The following is a 16667-nucleotide window of genomic DNA, read 5'->3' as shown; positions in this document are numbered from 1 at the left end:
GTATCCGTTAAAGCATAAAAATTTTCGTTCACGCGAAAACTACTATTCAATTCTTGATGGAATCCATTATTACCTCTTCATATTCCGTGCACTTTAACCAGAAGGCCTATGATGCGCTTGATAGATACTTGTCCGGCGAGAAGTATTCCAAAATTTTCATCCTTGTGGACGAGAATACGCGAAAGCATTGTCTAACTCCATTTCGCAATGGGCTTCGAACAGAATTTACGTTTGAGGTCTTGGAAATAGAATCAGGGGAAGAAAATAAGAACATCCATACCTGTGTGAAGGTCTGGAACGCATTATCCGAACTTGATGGAGACAGAAAAAGCTTGCTCATAAATTTAGGTGGGGGCGTACTTTGTGATTTAGGTGGATTTGCAGCTTCTACTTTTAAAAGAGGTATTGATTTTATAAATGTGCCCACTACATTGCTATCTATGGTAGATGCTTCCGTTGGTGGAAAGACGGGCGTGGATTTGGGGTCCCTTAAAAACCAGATTGGAGTGATCAATCAACCCAGAATGGTTTTGATACTATCCGATTTTTTAAAAACCTTGGAAGAAAGGCAATTGCAAAGTGGCTTTGCCGAAATGCTAAAACATGGACTCATTCAGGATGCTTCATATTGGGATACCTTAAAATCCGTTTCCGATTTTAAAGCAATGGATACTTTGATCCATACTTCGGTGGTCATTAAAAACAATGTGGTCCTCCAAGATCCTAGGGAACAGAATGTCCGGAAAATATTGAATTTCGGTCATACCTTGGGCCATGCCATTGAATCATATTTTCTAGAAAGTGAAGCACATGAAACCCTTTTACATGGTGAATCCATTGCCATTGGTATGATTTTGGAAGCCTATCTTTCATTCAAACTTACCGGACTTCCAAAAAATCAACTGGAGGATATAAAGACCGTTTTTCTTTCCAAGTACCCTAAACCGGAATTTCAGAATACGGATATAGAGAGTATCTTGACCTTATTAAAATTTGATAAAAAAAATGCCTATGGGACTATTAATTTTGTGCTTTTAAAACATATTGGTGAACCGGTGGTAGATGTTAGAATTCCCGAAGACCTTTTCCATTCCGCTTTCTCATACTTCAAAGAATAAGGCATACATATACTAAAAAGAGGGTTTGACAACTCTTTGCATTTCCCAATTAAAAAAATATATAGTTTAGGCTCAGTTTAATACCCAAATTTAATCTGACCTAGTTATGATACGAAAATTGGTTGATTACAAAAAATTGGATCACGCTTTGGCCGCGTTGCTTATTGAAACCTATCCGGATGGTTATGGGGACGATGATATTATTACCTTTAAAAATGCTCATGGGGAAATTGTAGAGGCCGTTGAGCTAAGAACCCAAGACATTCTGTATTTGGTAAAGATCAGCAAGTCACTTTCCAATTTTATTTCCAACTTTGAGGATACGATAGAAAAGGAATTGGATTCAAAGTCGGAGCCCGTTCTAGAGGAAGTCGACGCCCAAGAAATGGAGACGGAAATGAGTTCGGACAGTGAACCGGACGACGACGGGGATTTTGATTGATTCCTATAAGTAACGTTCCCTTAGGATATTGCGGTGGTGTTTTTGATGTCCGCATATTACAAATCCCAAAGCTGCAACGCTCCATGACATACCGCTTGCAGTACCACTAGCCGTAAGCCTTTGCCTATCCAAACTAGTAAAAAGAGCTATTGATGCACGTCTTACAGCTCGATACTCTTCGATAAGACTTTCCTTAGATCTTCTATTCGCTCCTGATAATTTAACATATTCGTCCTGATCAAAGCCTGGCAATGCCGTCCCGTCCCCGCGCGCAAAGCGTAAGGCCCTATATTGAAAAACACGTTCGGCATCTATTATATGCAATAGAACTTCGGCAACGGTCCATTTTTGTTCTTCATAGGCATGCTGCCATTTGCTATCCGGAATACTATTGATAAATTGGGGAAAGTTCTCCAATTGTTTTTGCAGAAAATCCATCAGTTCCACTTCACCTAATACATCTATATAGGTTTTATAGAATACATCGCCGTCTGGCAATTGTATTTCCGATGTTTTCATGTATTTCTTGACTTATCAGTTAAGGGTGCGGGAAAATTAATTAAAGTAAAAACTCTCTATGCCTTAGAGTTCGTTAAAGATAGTATGCATTAACCGTTTTTTGTCATTGAAGCTTTCCTCCAAGGAAATCATGGTCTCGGTTCTACTTATACCGTCAATATCATCAATTCTAAATATAATGTTTTTGGCATGCGTAGTATCCTTTGCCCTGATTTTGCAGAAAATGTTGAACTTGCCCGTTGTAATATGGGCAATAGTAACATTTGGAATTTGTTCCAAACGTTCGATTACAAATTTGGTCTGATGCGTTTTTTCCAGAAATATTCCTACATAAGCGATAAAAGCGTAACCCAATTGTACATAGTCCAAAGTAAGCGAAGACCCTTTAATAATACCAGCCTCTTCCATTTTTTTCACCCTAACATGGACCGTTCCGGCAGAAATCAAAAGTTTTTTGGCGATATCTGTAAATGGTGTTCTGGTGTTGTCAATCAACATATCCAAAATCTGGTGATCTATTTCATCCAATTTTACTTTACCCATCTCTATAAATTTTACGGCTAAAATAAAAAATTAAGAAATTAAACGCAGTAAAACTTGTGTTTTTTTAACGAAAACGTAATAAATGTATATTTTTTGACAAATTAATACAAAACTAGTTCGCAATGTCTTCCCAAAAAGGCTGTTGTTTCAAAAGTTTTAAATCATTGCTATTTAAACAGTTGTACGATTGGTGACCAAAATAACCTTCCAACTCGCCAACCATTTCAATTTTCGGAACAAAGTGTATTTTCCCATTTTTCAACACCTCCGTATACAAAATTCCCAGGCTATCTTTTCCATTAAATGAGGAGTTTATTGCGCTAGCATTCAGAATCAATATGTCAAAAAACTGTTTGTTGTTTTCCGGTATATTAAAATAATCTGTTTCAGTAAAGTGCTTGTGCCCATCCTCAGAGATATTCTTCAAGGCCAAAACCAAGGCATAAAAAATATACTTTCTGGTCTGTTCACGCTCATAGTCATCGACAAAATGTCCTGCTTCGAATAAAACCGTAGGGGTACCCAAGGCCTGAAAAGTATCTCCAACGCAATTGGCGTTGTAAGTATCGTCATACCTTCCTATCTGTCCTGAAATACAAGAATTTAGGTCGTGATCAATAGCCCCAACGAGCTTCATACTTTTTTTTCGGGACTCCGTTATAGTTCTTTGCTCGTCGCTGGCCGGTGCCAGAAAAGAGGCCGTAGCAGGTTTTGGGGTATGGCCTACGTTAAATATTGTGCGTTGATCATGTAGATTCAAGCAATAGTGGGGCCGAAAATCCTCATAGACCGTTCGCAATAATTTGCTCTCTGGTTGGGTAAGCTTTTTGGCATCCCTATTAAGGTCAATTTTATTGGCATTGACCCGGGTATAGACCTCCGCACCATCTGGATTTAACATGGGGATTATCTTTAGAGTGCATTTCTGAAGAATATCTAAGGATTCTCCCTTTTCGGAGTTCAAAAAATTCATAAGATCCAAAACCGCCTTAGTTGTCGTGGACTCGTTACCGTGCATTTGGGACCACATTAATATTCGTTGCTTTCCTGAGCCCACGGTAATACTTTCAATGGAACGGTTTTCAACGGACAATCCCATGGTCTCAACTGAAAATGGTTTGCGTAATGTATTCACATACTTTGCAAGTTGACGGTGGGACACATAGCGACCGAGGATACTTTTTTCTTTAATGTTCGAGTAATCTAAATCTTGAAAGGACATTGGGCATACAGCTATGCTACAAAAGTAATATCATTGTTAGTTACAATTGTATCCATATAAGTTACTTATGTGTACAATTAATACGTATCGATTTGTACATTTGTATACAATTTTGGGTTGATGCTTACACAGTTTTACTAAATATTTGTATATCAGTATTTTAAATAATTCTATTTAAACAGAAGCAATTAGTTTTTAAAGGAGAATAGTTAATTTCATTTCCATATATATCATGGTAAGCGTTACGCAGAGGAAAGATTAGTTACAATGGTAAATCAGGAAGATTTTACAAAACGATTGCGCAAGTTGTTACGTTACTATGATCTTTCCGCTTCCGCATTTGCGGACAGGATAGGTGTGCAACGATCTAGTATTTCACATTTGCTCACGGGTCGCAACAAGCCAAGTTTGGATTTTATACTTAAGGTCAATGACACGTTTCCTGAAGTAGATTTATATTGGTTCTTAAAAGGGAAGGGGACATTTCCCAAAACATCCTCGGACACAGATTTGCCTGTGACCCCTACCCCATCACTTCTTAAAAAAGCTCAAAATCCAAATATCGGTGAGCATCATAAATCGGTCGACAAAATTATTATTCTTCATTCCGATGGAAGTTTCAAAATCTATGGTGGTGACTAGCCATTAATTTGTTTATTTTGTGTCATGTTCAAAAATCTAATCCCTACCTTATTTGTTATTTTTATAATCGCATCCTGCTATGGACCACAAAGGGATTGTGCCCGATTTAAGCAAGGGAGTTTCTCTTTTACAACGCATATTGATGGAGAGGAAGTTACAACCACTTTTCACCGTAATGATGCTATTGAAATTGATTATTTTGAGGGAAAGATAGATACTTCGTCCGTCCGTTGGATAAACGATTGTGAATACGTCGTGAAGAAAATAAATCCCAAGAACAAATCCGAGGAGAAGTCCGTACATATGAAGATATTGTCAACTACCGATAGTTCCTATACGTTTGAGTACAATATAGTTGGCCAAAGTCAAAAATCTAGAGGAACCGCTATAAAAACCAACTGAATATGTTTGAATTTTTTGCAAGCCCCGATGCGTGGGTCGCTTTGTTGACCTTGACCTTTTTGGAGATCGTACTTGGGATAGATAATATCGTGTTCATTTCCATAGTGGCCAATAAATTACCCCAAAACCAACGGAAGAGGGCCACCAATATAGGATTACTGTTGGCCATGGTACAACGCATAATCCTATTGTTCGCCGTCTCTTTTTTAATAGGTCTAAAAAACCCTTTCTATTATATTGATTCCCCTTGGCTCACCACTGGGATAAGTGGTCAGGCACTAATTTTATTTTTTGGGGGACTGTTCCTCCTTTACAAGAGCACCTCGGAAATTCATGAAAAAGTTGAGCTGCCCTCCCATGATAAGGATGAATTGGATGCAAAGAAAATTACAAGTTTTTCAAACGCGATAGTTCAAATAGTACTCATTGATTTTATATTTTCCATAGACTCTATTCTTACGGCAGTGGGTATGACCAATGGGATAGGCGATAGTCCCATGGACGCCTTACTAGTTATGATCATTGCCGTTGTCATTTCCATCATAATAATGATGGTGTTTGCCAATCCCATACGGGTCTTTATCAACAAGCATCCTTCCATGCAGCTTTTGGCACTCTCCTTTCTAATACTTATCGGTTTTATGTTAATTGCGGAAGCGGCGCATCTAAGCCATACCAAAATTTTTGATCAGGAAATCGGCGCCATCCCCAAAGGCTATCTATACTTTGCTATCGCCTTTTCCTTGCTAATAGAGTTTTTGAATATGAAGTTGCGAAAAAAAGAAGATGCTTTGGAAAGCAAGTAAAGATTGATTCGACTTTTGGGAAACTACAGACTAATTAGGTCGGCTAAAGGCCAATTTTGGATTTATCTTTTTCTGTTCTTCAAAAAGACGTTGCTGTTGTCGCACCGTTAAGGTACTCCCATCATGGCTCCAACCCGGTGGGCCAAAAATATACATCAACTTATGGGAAAGTTTTTTTGATTTTTTAAGATCATTCCAGATATCCTTATACTCATGGGTAAGGATGACCATTGGATTATAGGATTCAGGCGAATGGATTACCCCATACTTTACATCAATATCATCATCCAGTTCTTTCCAGGTCCCGAATAGCTTATCAAATATGTTAAGGAATCCCCCGTGATTCTTGTCTAAATATTCCACGTTCTGTGCATGATGTACCTGATGCATGGTATGTGTATTAAAAATCTTCTCGATCCAGCCCATTTTTGGAACGTAAACCGAATGTAGCTGAAATTGCCACAGAGCCTCAATCCCTAAACATACCATTACCATTTCCGGAGGGAAGCCAATTGCGGGCAACCACATATAAAACAAAGGTTTGTAAACTATGGTGAACCAACCATTTCTAACGGCCGTTCCCAAATTAAAATTGTCCGAGGAATGATGTACAATATGCGCGGCCCAGAGTACCCTAATTTCGTGGTTGGCCCTATGAAACCAATAATACGTAAAATCATCTGCCAATTGACAAAGTAACCAAACATACCAAGCATAACCAAAGGAAGTATACCCCATGATATTGGTACGAACCCCATTTATCTCAGGGTTGAAAAATTCATAGGTGTATTCAAACAACACAATGGCGAATATCACCTTGAACAAAGGACCCAAAATTGCCGATCCAACACCCATAAAACCACTTGCGAACAGATCTCTCCAATTGTAAAGATCATCGTCCCCATGGGTTTTGCTGTATGTCAACTCCAATAAGATAAAGGCTATAAAACAAGGTACACCGTACACCAGGGGGTTGGTAAAATCCATCTAACAATCAGTTTGGGCTAAATATAAGGCTATTACTTTCAAAAAAGCAAAATGTTCGTCTTTTATAGCCTTTTGGGCGATAATTTCCTACTTTCCTTAAACATATATTCGTAGTTATCTTAATTTTATGTTTGTGTTAACCATAATCTTATGGACAGAACTATGGTATACCCTTGAAGTCTTATCCAGCACTCCGATTAGAAAAGCGTAGTTTGCTCATTATCATTTTTTCCCTCGTCCTCACCGCTAGAGTCTGATTTGCCCTCCTTTGTTTCCGAAGCTACATTTTCCTCATCCACCACCTCAATATCCATGGTGTCCTTGGGTTTGGGAGGTTCATAGGGCAATGGGTCCAAAGCATTGATTTCAAGTACTTTCTCCTTGGTCAATTGATTGCCCATTGCGGTAATCCCTTTCACGGAAATGAATTCTTCCAAATTAATTTCCAGATTGTCCCTTCGGTCCTGTCCTCTTTTTTTGGAGAAAACTATTTCTGCCCTAGGGCGATAATCCGTAAACATTTTTTCCAGGTAGGACTTCGAATGGTCCGTTATGATATTTTCTTCCTTATCCGGGTTTTCGATCAAAAATCGTTTTACATAGAATAGCTCCTTCTCGCCCTCCCAATGAATTGCGGAGAGGGGTTTGTTGGGGTCCCATTTTTCCAACACGATCATATCATCATCAAAACGGAGTGTGAGCTCTGGGATAACCGTCTTTACCAGACCATTTTGATTGATGATAAGTAGACGATCCTCCCCTGTAAATTCTCCCAGAAATTCTCCGCGCTCATCCATGTTCAGACGCTGTACGGTTTCATCGAACCAAAGCTTGCGGGGCTTTAAAGTTGATAATCCTTTTTCCTTAAGTTCTATGCGCTTTACCGAATATTTGGTGACAATATTTCCTTTGGAGGCCCTGCCTTTGATTAGTACATCGGCAAAATCCATATCCCATTTCAATTTTTTGATACTTCCTACTTGCCTTAGGTTTACGGTAACCACTTCGGCCTCGCCATTGGGATTAGCGGAAAAATACGATACATCGGTACTTGCCTTACCACTGGTAAGATCATAGGCCTTATCCCTTGTAATACTGGTTACGGCAAAACGTTTTATGTATGTGGCACCTCCCCTACCATCTTTGTAGATCATGTTATAAATGGTACGCTTGTCCTTTTTCTTGAATACGGCAACATGGATAATATTTTTGCCAATAAAAGTTTTGGCATCCACCTTGGTGACCATCATTTTTCCGTCCTTTGTGAAAACGATGATATCATCTATATCACTACAATCCGTTACATATTCATCACGTCTAAGCGAAGTGCCTACAAAACCTTCTTCTCGGTTTACGTAGAGTTTGGTGTTGCGTATGACCACTTTGGTCGCTTCAATATCATCAAAAATCCGAATTTCCGATTTCCGTTCACGCCCCTTTCCGTATTTTGATTTCAAATCTTTGAAATAATCAATGGCAAAATCGACCAGATTGTCCAGATGGTATTGGGTCTGAGCAATTCTTTCTTCCAAACTTTCCAAATGCTGTTGGGCCTTGTCCAAATCAAACTTGGAAATACGTTTTATGCGAATCTCCGTCAAACGTACAATATCCTCTTCGGTAACCGCTCTTTTTAGATGTGTAGTATGGGGTTTTAATCCTTTATCAATAGCTGTTATCACCCCTTCCCAGGTTTCTTCTTCCTCAATGTCCCGATAGATACGGTTTTCAATGAAAATTCGTTCCAAGGAAGCAAAATGCCATTGTTCCTGGAGTTCTGAAAGTTGGATTTCCAACTCTTGTTTCAATAATTCAACAGTGGCATCGGTAGAGCGCTTTAACATCTCCGTAACCCCAATGAACAAAGGTTTGTTGTCCTCAATGATACAGGCCAAAGGAGAAATGGAGGATTCACAAGATGTAAACGCATATAGGGCATCAATGGTCTTGTCCGGAGAGATGCCACTTGGCAGATGCACCAAAATTTCTACCTCGGCCGCTGTATTGTCCTCTATTTTTTTGATTTTTATTTTTCCCTTATCATTGGCCTTAAGAATGGAGTCTATCAGAGAAGATGTATTGGTACCAAAGGGAATCTCATTGATAACCAAAGTGTGTTTGTCCCGTTGGGAAATTTTGGCTCGGACACGTATTTTTCCTCCTCGCAGGCCGTCATTGTAATTGTCAACATCGATAATACCTGCAGTGGGAAAATCTGGAAATAGCTTAAAGCGCTGTCCTTTCAGATGCTTTATGGAGGCATCTATAAGCTCGTTGAAATTATGGGGAAGTATCTTGGTAGAAAGACCTACGGCAATACCTTCTGCACCTTGGGCCAACAATAACGGGAATTTTACAGGCAGGTTTACCGGTTCTTTTTTTCTACCATCATAGGAAAGCTGCCATTCGGTAATCTTAGGGCTAAAAACAACGTCCAGCGCAAATTTCGAAAGCCGGGCCTCAATGTATCTGGAGGCCGCGGCACTGTCTCCGGTTAGTATGTTCCCCCAGTTTCCCTGGGTATCTATCAACAAGTCCTTCTGACCGATCTGCACCATGGCATCGGCAATACTGGCATCTCCATGGGGGTGGTATTGCATGGTATGGCCCACGACATTAGCTACTTTATTGTAACGCCCATCATCCAGCTCCTTTAATGCATGCATGATACGACGTTGCACCGGCTTAAACCCATCTTCTATAGCTGGAACAGCCCGTTCTAAAATAACATAGGAGGCGTAATCCAAAAACCAATCCTTGTACATGCCCGTGACCCGGGTAAGGGCATCTTGGGGACTATCCGGATTTTGTTCATGAGCCTCGTTCACTTCTTCATTCTCTTCCATTCAGAACAGCTACGTATAATTTTGTTTTACAATTGGTTATCTTCAACTAAATCTACTTCTACTTTAAGATTATTGATAATGAATTTTTGACGGTCGGGCGTATTCTTACCCATATAAAAGTTCAGCAGTTGTTCAATGGACATCGCCTTATCCAACATAACGGGTTCCAATCGGATGTCATCCCCAATAAAATGCTTGAATTCGTCTGGTGAAATCTCTCCCAGGCCCTTGAATCTGGTTATTTCGGGCTTTCCGGATAGTTTTGCCATAGCCTCCCTCTTCTCCTCATCGCTATAACAGTAAATGGTTTCCTTCTTGTTCCTAACACGGAACAAGGGAGTCTGTAGGATGTACAAATGCCCTTCCTTGATCAGTTCTGGAAAGAACTGAAGAAAAAAGGTAATCAACAACAACCGGATATGCATCCCATCTACATCCGCATCCGTTGCGATTACAATGTTGTTGTAGCGAAGTTCCTCCATGGAATCCTCTATGTTCAATGCGGCCTGCAGGAGGTTGAATTCCTCGTTCTCGTAAACGATTTTTTTGGACATCCCATAGGAATTCAAAGGTTTTCCACGAAGACTGAACACCGCTTGTGTATTCACATCCCTGGACTTGGTTATAGATCCAGAAGCAGAATCACCTTCGGTAATGAACAACGTGCTTTCCAGCCTCCTATCGTTTTTCATATTATCCAAGTGTACGCGACAATCCCTTAGCTTTTTGTTATGCAAGCTGGCCTTTTTTGCCCGTTCCCGTGCCAATTTTCGAATACCCGAAAGTTCCTTCCGTTCCTTTTCGGCCTGCATGATCTTACGTTGGAGCTTTTCTGCCGTATCCGGGTTTTTATGCAAATAATTGTCCAGTTGTCTGCCCACAAAATCGTTGATATAAGTACGTACCGTAGGTAGACCGCTGCCCATATCGGTAGAGCCCAACTTGGTCTTGGTCTGGCTTTCAAAAACCGGTTCCATTACCTTGATAGAAATGGCCGAAATAATGGATTTTCGTATATCCGAAGGGTCATAACTCTTACCGTAGAAATCACGAATGGTCTTTACCATAGCCTCACGAAATGCGGCCTGATGCGTCCCGCCCTGTGTGGTGTGCTGGCCATTAACAAAAGAATGGTACTCTTCACTATATTGCGTTTTGCTATGGGTAATGGCAACCTCGATATCGTTACCCTTTAAATGTATAATGGGGTATAACATATCCTCGGCATTGTTGTTATCTTCCAGCAAATCCTTCAATCCATTTTCAGAATGGAACTTTTCGCCGTTGAATACAATGGTAAGCCCAGGGTTAAGGTACACATAGTTCTTTACCATGCGTTCTACATACTCATTGCGGTATTTGTATTTTTTAAAGATGGATTCATCGGGGATAAAAGTAACCTTGGTACCACGTCTTCTTGCGGTCTCTTCCAACAACTCTTCGTTCTTGAGCTCCCCTATTTCAAATTCCGCGGATTTGGATTTGCCGTCCCGTGTAGATTCAACTTTAAAAAAGGCCGAAAGAGCATTCACGGCCTTGGTACCTACCCCGTTAAGTCCAACCGATTTCTTAAAGGCCCGAGTATCGTATTTTCCGCCCGTATTCATTTTGGACACAACGTCCACCACTTTGCCCAGAGGAATCCCTCGGCCGTAGTCTCGAACAATGACCCGTTCACCCTGAATTGAAATTTCAATAGTCTTACCTGCACCCATAACAAATTCATCGATACAGTTGTCCAATACTTCCTTAAGAAGAATATAGATTCCATCGTCTGCTGAAGAACCGTCTCCCAATTTACCAATATACATTCCGGGACGCATCCGGATGTGCTCCTTCCAATCCAGCGAGCGAATATTGTCTTCGGTATATTGCGTTTCAGCCATTTAATGCGGGTTTATCCTTGCTAATATAAAATTTCGAGGCAAAAATCAAAATGGGTGCCAAGGAAAGTAATTAACAACGAAAGTACATAATTTGTTGATAGCCGGGGTTACCGGACCCAAGTTGAAGTCTTAAGGCCGTCCTTGAAATAGGTAGTGTACAGGTTTCGATCCCTTACCTTTTTAGCGCTTAACTTTGCTCTTTACGGAAACCATACTTACACCTGCTATTACAATCAACATCCCAAACATCTGAAGACCTGTTATCCGTTCGTCCAAAAAGAAATAGGCCAAAACGATAGTAGAAATTGGTCCCAAACTTCCAAAAATGGAAAAAGTGGATGCTCCAAGCCTTTCAATCGCCGCGGAAACCAAAAAGGAAGGAATCAAGGTGGCAAAAAGTGCCATAGCCAGCCCCAATGCATATACTTCCCAAGGATAATTAGTAAGTGTAAAATCCCCCGAAATTCCATAATGTAAGCCCACACATAGCGTAGATACGATCATGGCATAGGATGTAAACTGGAGTACGCCAAATTTTGGAATAAGCCAACCGCTACCTACTAAATAAGCTGCATAGGTAATTGCGCTAAGCAAAATCAAAAACCCGCCCCAAAGGACAGATTCACCTGAAATCTGAATTTCGCTCCAAAACGTAACGACTACTCCAAGATAGGTAAGCAAGATGGCCCATGTCTGGGACTTGGTGATTCTTTTTCTAAAGAAAAGCCAGGAAAGCAATACTACTATAGTGGGATAAATGAAAAGGATAAGCCGTTCCAATCCGGCCTTTATGTACTGCAGCCCCATAAAATCGAACAAGCTGGCCAAGTAGTATCCTACAAATCCCAAAAATACGATCCAAACGTAGTCTTTAGTTCGGATTTCCTTAGGGTGCAAGGGTTTCTTCCATAGTGCAATGAAAATATAAAAAGGGAGGGCAAAACCCATTCGGAACAAAAGCAGGGTAACATGGTCCACTTCATAGTCGTAGGCTAGTTTTACCATAACGGCTTTTGTGGAAAAGAGCACTACCCCAAAAATAGCCAGTAGGATTCCAATACCCGAAGCGGACGACTTTTTAAACATTCCATAAAAGTAAAGCGGATTGTTTATGGGCTCGAATCCTTTTTTGCGGGATTACGATGGCCAGCCCACGTTCTTTGAAGAAATCTTCGGTTTCAGAGGAACTTTCTAAACGTTGAAGCGGAAGTGCATTACATCCCCGTCCTGAACAATATAGTCTTTTCCTTCTACCCGCATTTTACCGGCTTCCTTAACCTTTTGCTCACTCCCATAACTTACATAGTCCGCATAGGAAATGACCTCGGCCCGGATAAAGCCCTTTTCAAAATCGGTATGGATTACTCCAGCAGCTTGTGGTGCAGTGGCCCCAATGGGAATGGTCCAAGCACGAACTTCCTTTTCACCGGCAGTGAAGTAAGTTTCCAGATTCAATAATTTGTAGGCTCCCCGTATCAGTTTAGCTGAGCCCGGTTCATCCAGCCCCATATCTTCAAGGAACATTTGCCGTTCCTCATAGGTCTCCAGTTCCGTGATATCCGCTTCCGTTCCCACGGCCAAGAACAGAATGGCCGCTTCTTCATGGGCTACGGCATTTCGTACTTTTTCCACATAGGAATTCCCGTTCACCGCAGATTCTTCATCCACATTGCAAACGTACATCACCGGTTTGTCGGTTATGAACTGTAAGGGATTTACATATTCCTTTCGGGCATCCTTTTCAACGGCAATGGCGCGTACGGAGGTGCCAGCCTCCAGGCCTTCCTTTAATTTCAGTAGCACAACCTCTTCCTTCTGGGCCTCCTTATTACCAGTTTTTGCCGCACGTTTTACCTTGTCCAACTTTTTCTCTACGGTTTCAAGGTCCTTTAGCTGTAATTCCATATCAATGGTCTCCTTATCCCGAATGGGATCTACGGAACCGTCTACATGGACCACATTGTCATTATCAAAACAGCGTAAAACATGGAGAATGGCATCAGTCTCCCGTATATTCCCCAGAAACTGATTGCCCAAACCCTCCCCTTTGCTAGCTCCTTTTACCAGTCCGGCAATATCCACAATTTCTACAGTGGCAGGTACTACACGTTCCGGGTTAACCAACTCTTCCAGTTTTTCCAATCTGGAATCGGGAACGTTTACCACGCCAATATTGGGCTCAATAGTACAAAATGGAAAATTGGCACTTTGTGCCTTGGCATTGGACAAACAATTAAAAAGGGTGGACTTGCCTACATTGGGCAAGCCAACAATACCTGCTTTCATTTGAGGAAGATGTTAGGTTTACAGTTGCGGAAAAGCTTTTATTTTCCAATTCGCGTGCAAAGATAGTTTTTCAAAATGGTTTTGAAACCTAAAAGGTCGAAACAAAAAACCCGATATTCACTATCGGGTTTGAATTTAGTTTATCCTAGTAGATAGAATGCCTCTCCTAATCCTCCGGATGCATAAATTGTTGTTTGGTAAGCAACGTTTCTTCGGACTCTACCCTATCCTCATCCGGGACACAACAATCTACCGGACAAACCGCCGCACATTGGGGTTCCTCATGAAAGCCCATACATTCTGTACATTTATCCGGGGATATGTAGTAGATTTCGTCGCTTATCGGTTCTTGCACATCATCCGCATTAACCGCTTTTCCATCCGGTAATACTACATCACCTTTTAGGGAAGTCCCATCACTGTAGCGCCATTCATCCGCTCCTTCATAGATTGCGGTATTTGGGCATTCGGGCTCACAAGCCCCACAGTTTATACATTCATCGGTTATTATAATAGCCATAATTCTCTTTTTTATACTGAATCCGTTTTACATCAAAATCCGTTCAGCTGCAATTTTAGTTTTGTATGTGTATTTTTGCAATTCCTTAAAAGCAAAGGTAAACCCTACAGAATTACTAGACAAATATAATGATAGACCTCAAACGTAGAATAGAAGCTTTTGTTAAACTTGGAAAATTCATGGGGGAATTTTGCGAATACTCCAACAAAACCGCTCATGACGGATATCCAAACAAGCCATGGTTTCATAAATTGGAACAAAAGGTTCGTTTGGCAGGTCAGTCTAACGGTTGGTTTACAGAAGAGAATGTGTTATTTGCCCTTAAGAGTTGGAGCAAGTTATTGACGGAAGACCGTTTACTACATTGGTTATCCGCTTATAATCTGGAAAAAAGCAAAAAAAAGAACGTAGCCCTCATCACGGCGGGAAACATTCCCCTAGTAGGCTTCCATGATTTTTTGGCGGTACTGTTGACCGGGAATTCCGTACAGGTAAAGCTTTCTTCCAACGACAAAATCCTACTTCCATTTTTGGCCGAGTATCTTCGTGAAATGGAGCCGACCTTGAAAAATACAATTCGTTTTACCGAGAAAAAACTGGATGCATTTGATGCTATAATTGCAACGGGAAGCGATAATACAGCACGATATTTTGAATACTACTTTGCTCAAAAACCCAACTTGATCCGAAAGAATAGAAACTCGGTCGCCGTACTTACCGGAAACGAATCTCCAGAGCAGCTAAAAGCCTTGGGCGAGGATATTTTTAGATACTATGGTCTAGGGTGCCGAAGTGTATCCAAAATCTTTGTTCCGATGGATTATGATTTTGACGTATTCTTTACCGCAATTTACTCCTATAAAGATATCATAAATCATCAAAAATATGCCAATAACTACGATTATAACAAAGCCGTATATCTTATGAGCGAATTCAAGATCTTGGACAACGGATTTCTTATGTTAAAAGAGGATGAAAGTTATGCATCGCCAATCGCATCCCTCTTTTACGAAAGGTACGCATCCTTGAAGGATATTATAGTAAAGTTGGAGCAGGACAAGCACAAAATACAATGCGTGGTATCCCATGGCAATATAAAAAATGAGGTTCCTTTCGGGAAGACACAAACCCCAAGTTTAACGGATTATGCGGATGGCGTGGATACTGTTGACTTCCTGTTAAAAACATAACAGAATTATTTGTTTTCCATGGGGAAGATTCCCTATAATTTTATGACCTTTAACGGCTTAATTTAAGAAACCTATTGAAATACCGAATGATTTTCGGAACCCATAAACTGAACATCACATGAAAAAACATAATTTTAGCGCAGGACCCTGTATTCTTCCACAAGAGGTATTTTTAAAGGCCTCGGAAGCCGTTATGGACTTTAACGGTTCCGGATTATCACTTATTGAAATATCCCACCGAAGCAAGGAATTTGTAGATATCATGGAAAAGGCAAGGACTTTGGCACTGGAGCTTTTGGGCTTAGAGGGCAAAGGATACCAAGCCTTGTTTTTACAAGGAGGCGCCAGTCTGGAGTTTTTAATGGCGGCCTATAATCTATTGGACAAGAAAGCTGGATACTTAAATACCGGCGCATGGAGTGAAAAGGCTATTAAGGAAGCTAAAATTTTTGGTGAAGTAGTAGAAGTGGGCTCATCCAAAGATGAAAATTTCAATTACATTCCCAAGGGGTATACGGTTCCTGATGATTTGGATTACCTGCACCTAACTTCCAATAATACCATTTTCGGGACACAGGTAAAAAAATTCCCGAAAACTACAGTTCCGTTGGTCTGTGATATGAGTTCGGATATTTTTTCCAGGCAATTGGATTTTACACAATTTGATTTAATCTATGCCGGCGCTCAAAAGAATATGGGGGCCGCGGGTACTACCTTGGTGGTCGTTAAAGAAGATGTTTTGGGCAAGGTCTCCCGTAAAATTCCATCCATGTTGGATTATAAAGTTCATATTTCCAAGGATAGTATGTTCAATACACCTGCGGTGTTCGCGGTGTATACCTGTATGCTTACTTTGGAATGGCTTAAAAACCTGGGAGGGATTCCGGCCATAGAGGAAATCAATGAAAAGAAGGCACAATTGCTGTATTCGGAAATTGATCTGAATCCTGTTTTTGAAGGCTTTGCCAAGATGGAAGACCGTTCCCATATGAATGCAACATTTAACCTGGCCGATGAAAAGTTAAAGGAAACCTTTGATGCCATGTGGAAGGAAGCAGGCATCAACGGCCTTAACGGACACCGGTCCGTTGGCGGTTACCGAGCTTCAATGTACAACGCCATGTCCTTGGAAAGCGTGGGCATACTTGTGGATGTAATGAGTGAAATGGAACGAAAAGGATAATCGTTGAGCGTTTTTAGTTGTTCGTTGACCGTAAAAGCAAAGGGTAACTAAAGCAATCACCGACAACTGACAACT

At 40.8% G+C, this 16667-nt stretch carries 16 protein-coding genes; 7 read left to right on the top strand and 9 right to left on the bottom strand.

Going from position 1 to position 16667, the window contains the following annotated elements; translation table 11 throughout:
- Window positions 1-56 precede the first annotated feature (56 nt).
- Both aroB and D7Z94_RS08480 read left to right on the top strand, forming a co-directional pair.
- Window positions 57-1118: a 3-dehydroquinate synthase gene (aroB, locus tag D7Z94_RS08485; protein WP_120711137.1), complete on the top strand. Its 1062-nt coding sequence runs from the start codon at window positions 57-59 to the stop codon at window positions 1116-1118.
- Between the two features lie 106 nt (window positions 1119-1224).
- Window positions 1225-1560, top strand: a complete 336-nt coding sequence (locus tag D7Z94_RS08480; protein WP_120711136.1) for a hypothetical protein — start codon at window positions 1225-1227, stop codon at window positions 1558-1560.
- 3 nt (window positions 1561-1563) lie between these two features.
- Here D7Z94_RS08480 and D7Z94_RS08475 read toward each other — a convergent pair whose 3' ends face one another.
- The 3 genes from D7Z94_RS08475 to D7Z94_RS08465 all read right to left on the bottom strand — a co-directional run bounded on the left by D7Z94_RS08475 (window position 1564) and on the right by D7Z94_RS08465 (window position 3844).
- Entirely contained in the window at window positions 1564-2079 is a 516-nt protein-coding gene (locus tag D7Z94_RS08475; protein ID WP_120711135.1) for a DinB family protein, read from the bottom strand.
- A gap of 63 nt (window positions 2080-2142) precedes the next feature.
- On the bottom strand, window positions 2143-2622 hold the full coding sequence (locus tag D7Z94_RS08470) for an Lrp/AsnC family transcriptional regulator (protein ID WP_120711134.1): 480 nt from the start codon (window positions 2620-2622) through the stop codon (window positions 2143-2145).
- Window positions 2623-2734: 112 nt separating this feature from the next.
- Entirely contained in the window at window positions 2735-3844 is a 1110-nt protein-coding gene (locus D7Z94_RS08465) for a M14 family metallopeptidase (RefSeq protein ID WP_120711133.1), read from the bottom strand.
- A 267-nt stretch (window positions 3845-4111) separates the two neighbouring features.
- On the opposite strand from D7Z94_RS08465, the gene D7Z94_RS08460 reads away from it, so the two are divergent.
- The 3 genes from D7Z94_RS08460 to D7Z94_RS08450 are packed head-to-tail and all read left to right on the top strand — an operon-like array spanning window position 4112 to window position 5694.
- On the top strand, window positions 4112-4486 hold the full coding sequence (locus D7Z94_RS08460; protein ID WP_120711132.1) for a helix-turn-helix domain-containing protein: 375 nt from the start codon (window positions 4112-4114) through the stop codon (window positions 4484-4486).
- A 24-nt stretch (window positions 4487-4510) separates the two neighbouring features.
- A complete protein-coding gene (locus tag D7Z94_RS08455; RefSeq protein WP_120711131.1) occupies window positions 4511-4888 on the top strand; it encodes a DNA topoisomerase IV in 378 nt (125 codons plus the stop codon).
- A 2-nt stretch (window positions 4889-4890) separates the two neighbouring features.
- On the top strand, window positions 4891-5694 hold the full coding sequence (locus D7Z94_RS08450) for a TerC family protein (protein WP_120711130.1): 804 nt from the start codon (window positions 4891-4893) through the stop codon (window positions 5692-5694).
- A gap of 30 nt (window positions 5695-5724) precedes the next feature.
- Here the strand turns inward: D7Z94_RS08450 and D7Z94_RS08445 are convergent, their stop codons facing one another.
- The 6 genes from D7Z94_RS08445 to D7Z94_RS08420 all read right to left on the bottom strand — a co-directional run bounded on the left by D7Z94_RS08445 (window position 5725) and on the right by D7Z94_RS08420 (window position 14219).
- Window positions 5725-6681: a sterol desaturase family protein gene (locus D7Z94_RS08445; RefSeq protein ID WP_120711129.1), complete on the bottom strand. Its 957-nt coding sequence runs from the start codon at window positions 6679-6681 to the stop codon at window positions 5725-5727.
- A gap of 197 nt (window positions 6682-6878) precedes the next feature.
- Window positions 6879-9527: a DNA gyrase/topoisomerase IV subunit A gene (locus tag D7Z94_RS08440; protein ID WP_120711128.1), complete on the bottom strand. Its 2649-nt coding sequence runs from the start codon at window positions 9525-9527 to the stop codon at window positions 6879-6881.
- Window positions 9528-9553: 26 nt separating this feature from the next.
- Entirely contained in the window at window positions 9554-11413 is a 1860-nt protein-coding gene (locus tag D7Z94_RS08435) for a DNA topoisomerase IV subunit B (RefSeq protein WP_120711127.1), read from the bottom strand.
- 180 nt (window positions 11414-11593) lie between these two features.
- On the bottom strand, window positions 11594-12499 hold the full coding sequence (locus D7Z94_RS08430; RefSeq protein ID WP_120711126.1) for a DMT family transporter: 906 nt from the start codon (window positions 12497-12499) through the stop codon (window positions 11594-11596).
- Between the two features lie 105 nt (window positions 12500-12604).
- A complete protein-coding gene (gene ychF / locus D7Z94_RS08425) occupies window positions 12605-13699 on the bottom strand; it encodes a redox-regulated ATPase YchF (protein WP_120711125.1) in 1095 nt (364 codons plus the stop codon).
- 166 nt (window positions 13700-13865) lie between these two features.
- Window positions 13866-14219, bottom strand: coding sequence for a 4Fe-4S dicluster domain-containing protein (locus tag D7Z94_RS08420; RefSeq protein WP_120711124.1), 354 nt, complete (start codon window positions 14217-14219; stop codon window positions 13866-13868).
- Between the two features lie 128 nt (window positions 14220-14347).
- Here D7Z94_RS08420 and D7Z94_RS08415 point away from each other — a divergent pair, with 128 nt between their 5' ends.
- Window positions 14348-15409, top strand: coding sequence for an acyl-CoA reductase (locus tag D7Z94_RS08415; RefSeq protein ID WP_120711123.1), 1062 nt, complete (start codon window positions 14348-14350; stop codon window positions 15407-15409).
- A 118-nt stretch (window positions 15410-15527) separates the two neighbouring features.
- Entirely contained in the window at window positions 15528-16592 is a 1065-nt protein-coding gene (gene serC / locus D7Z94_RS08410; protein WP_120711122.1) for a 3-phosphoserine/phosphohydroxythreonine transaminase, read from the top strand.
- Window positions 16593-16667 lie beyond the last annotated feature (75 nt).

Source organism: Ulvibacterium marinum (assembly GCF_003626755.1).
Taxonomy (GTDB): domain Bacteria; phylum Bacteroidota; class Bacteroidia; order Flavobacteriales; family Flavobacteriaceae; genus Ulvibacterium; species Ulvibacterium marinum.
The sequence above is the reverse complement of the archived record's forward strand: the minus strand, read 5'-3'. Positions and strand labels throughout refer to the sequence as shown.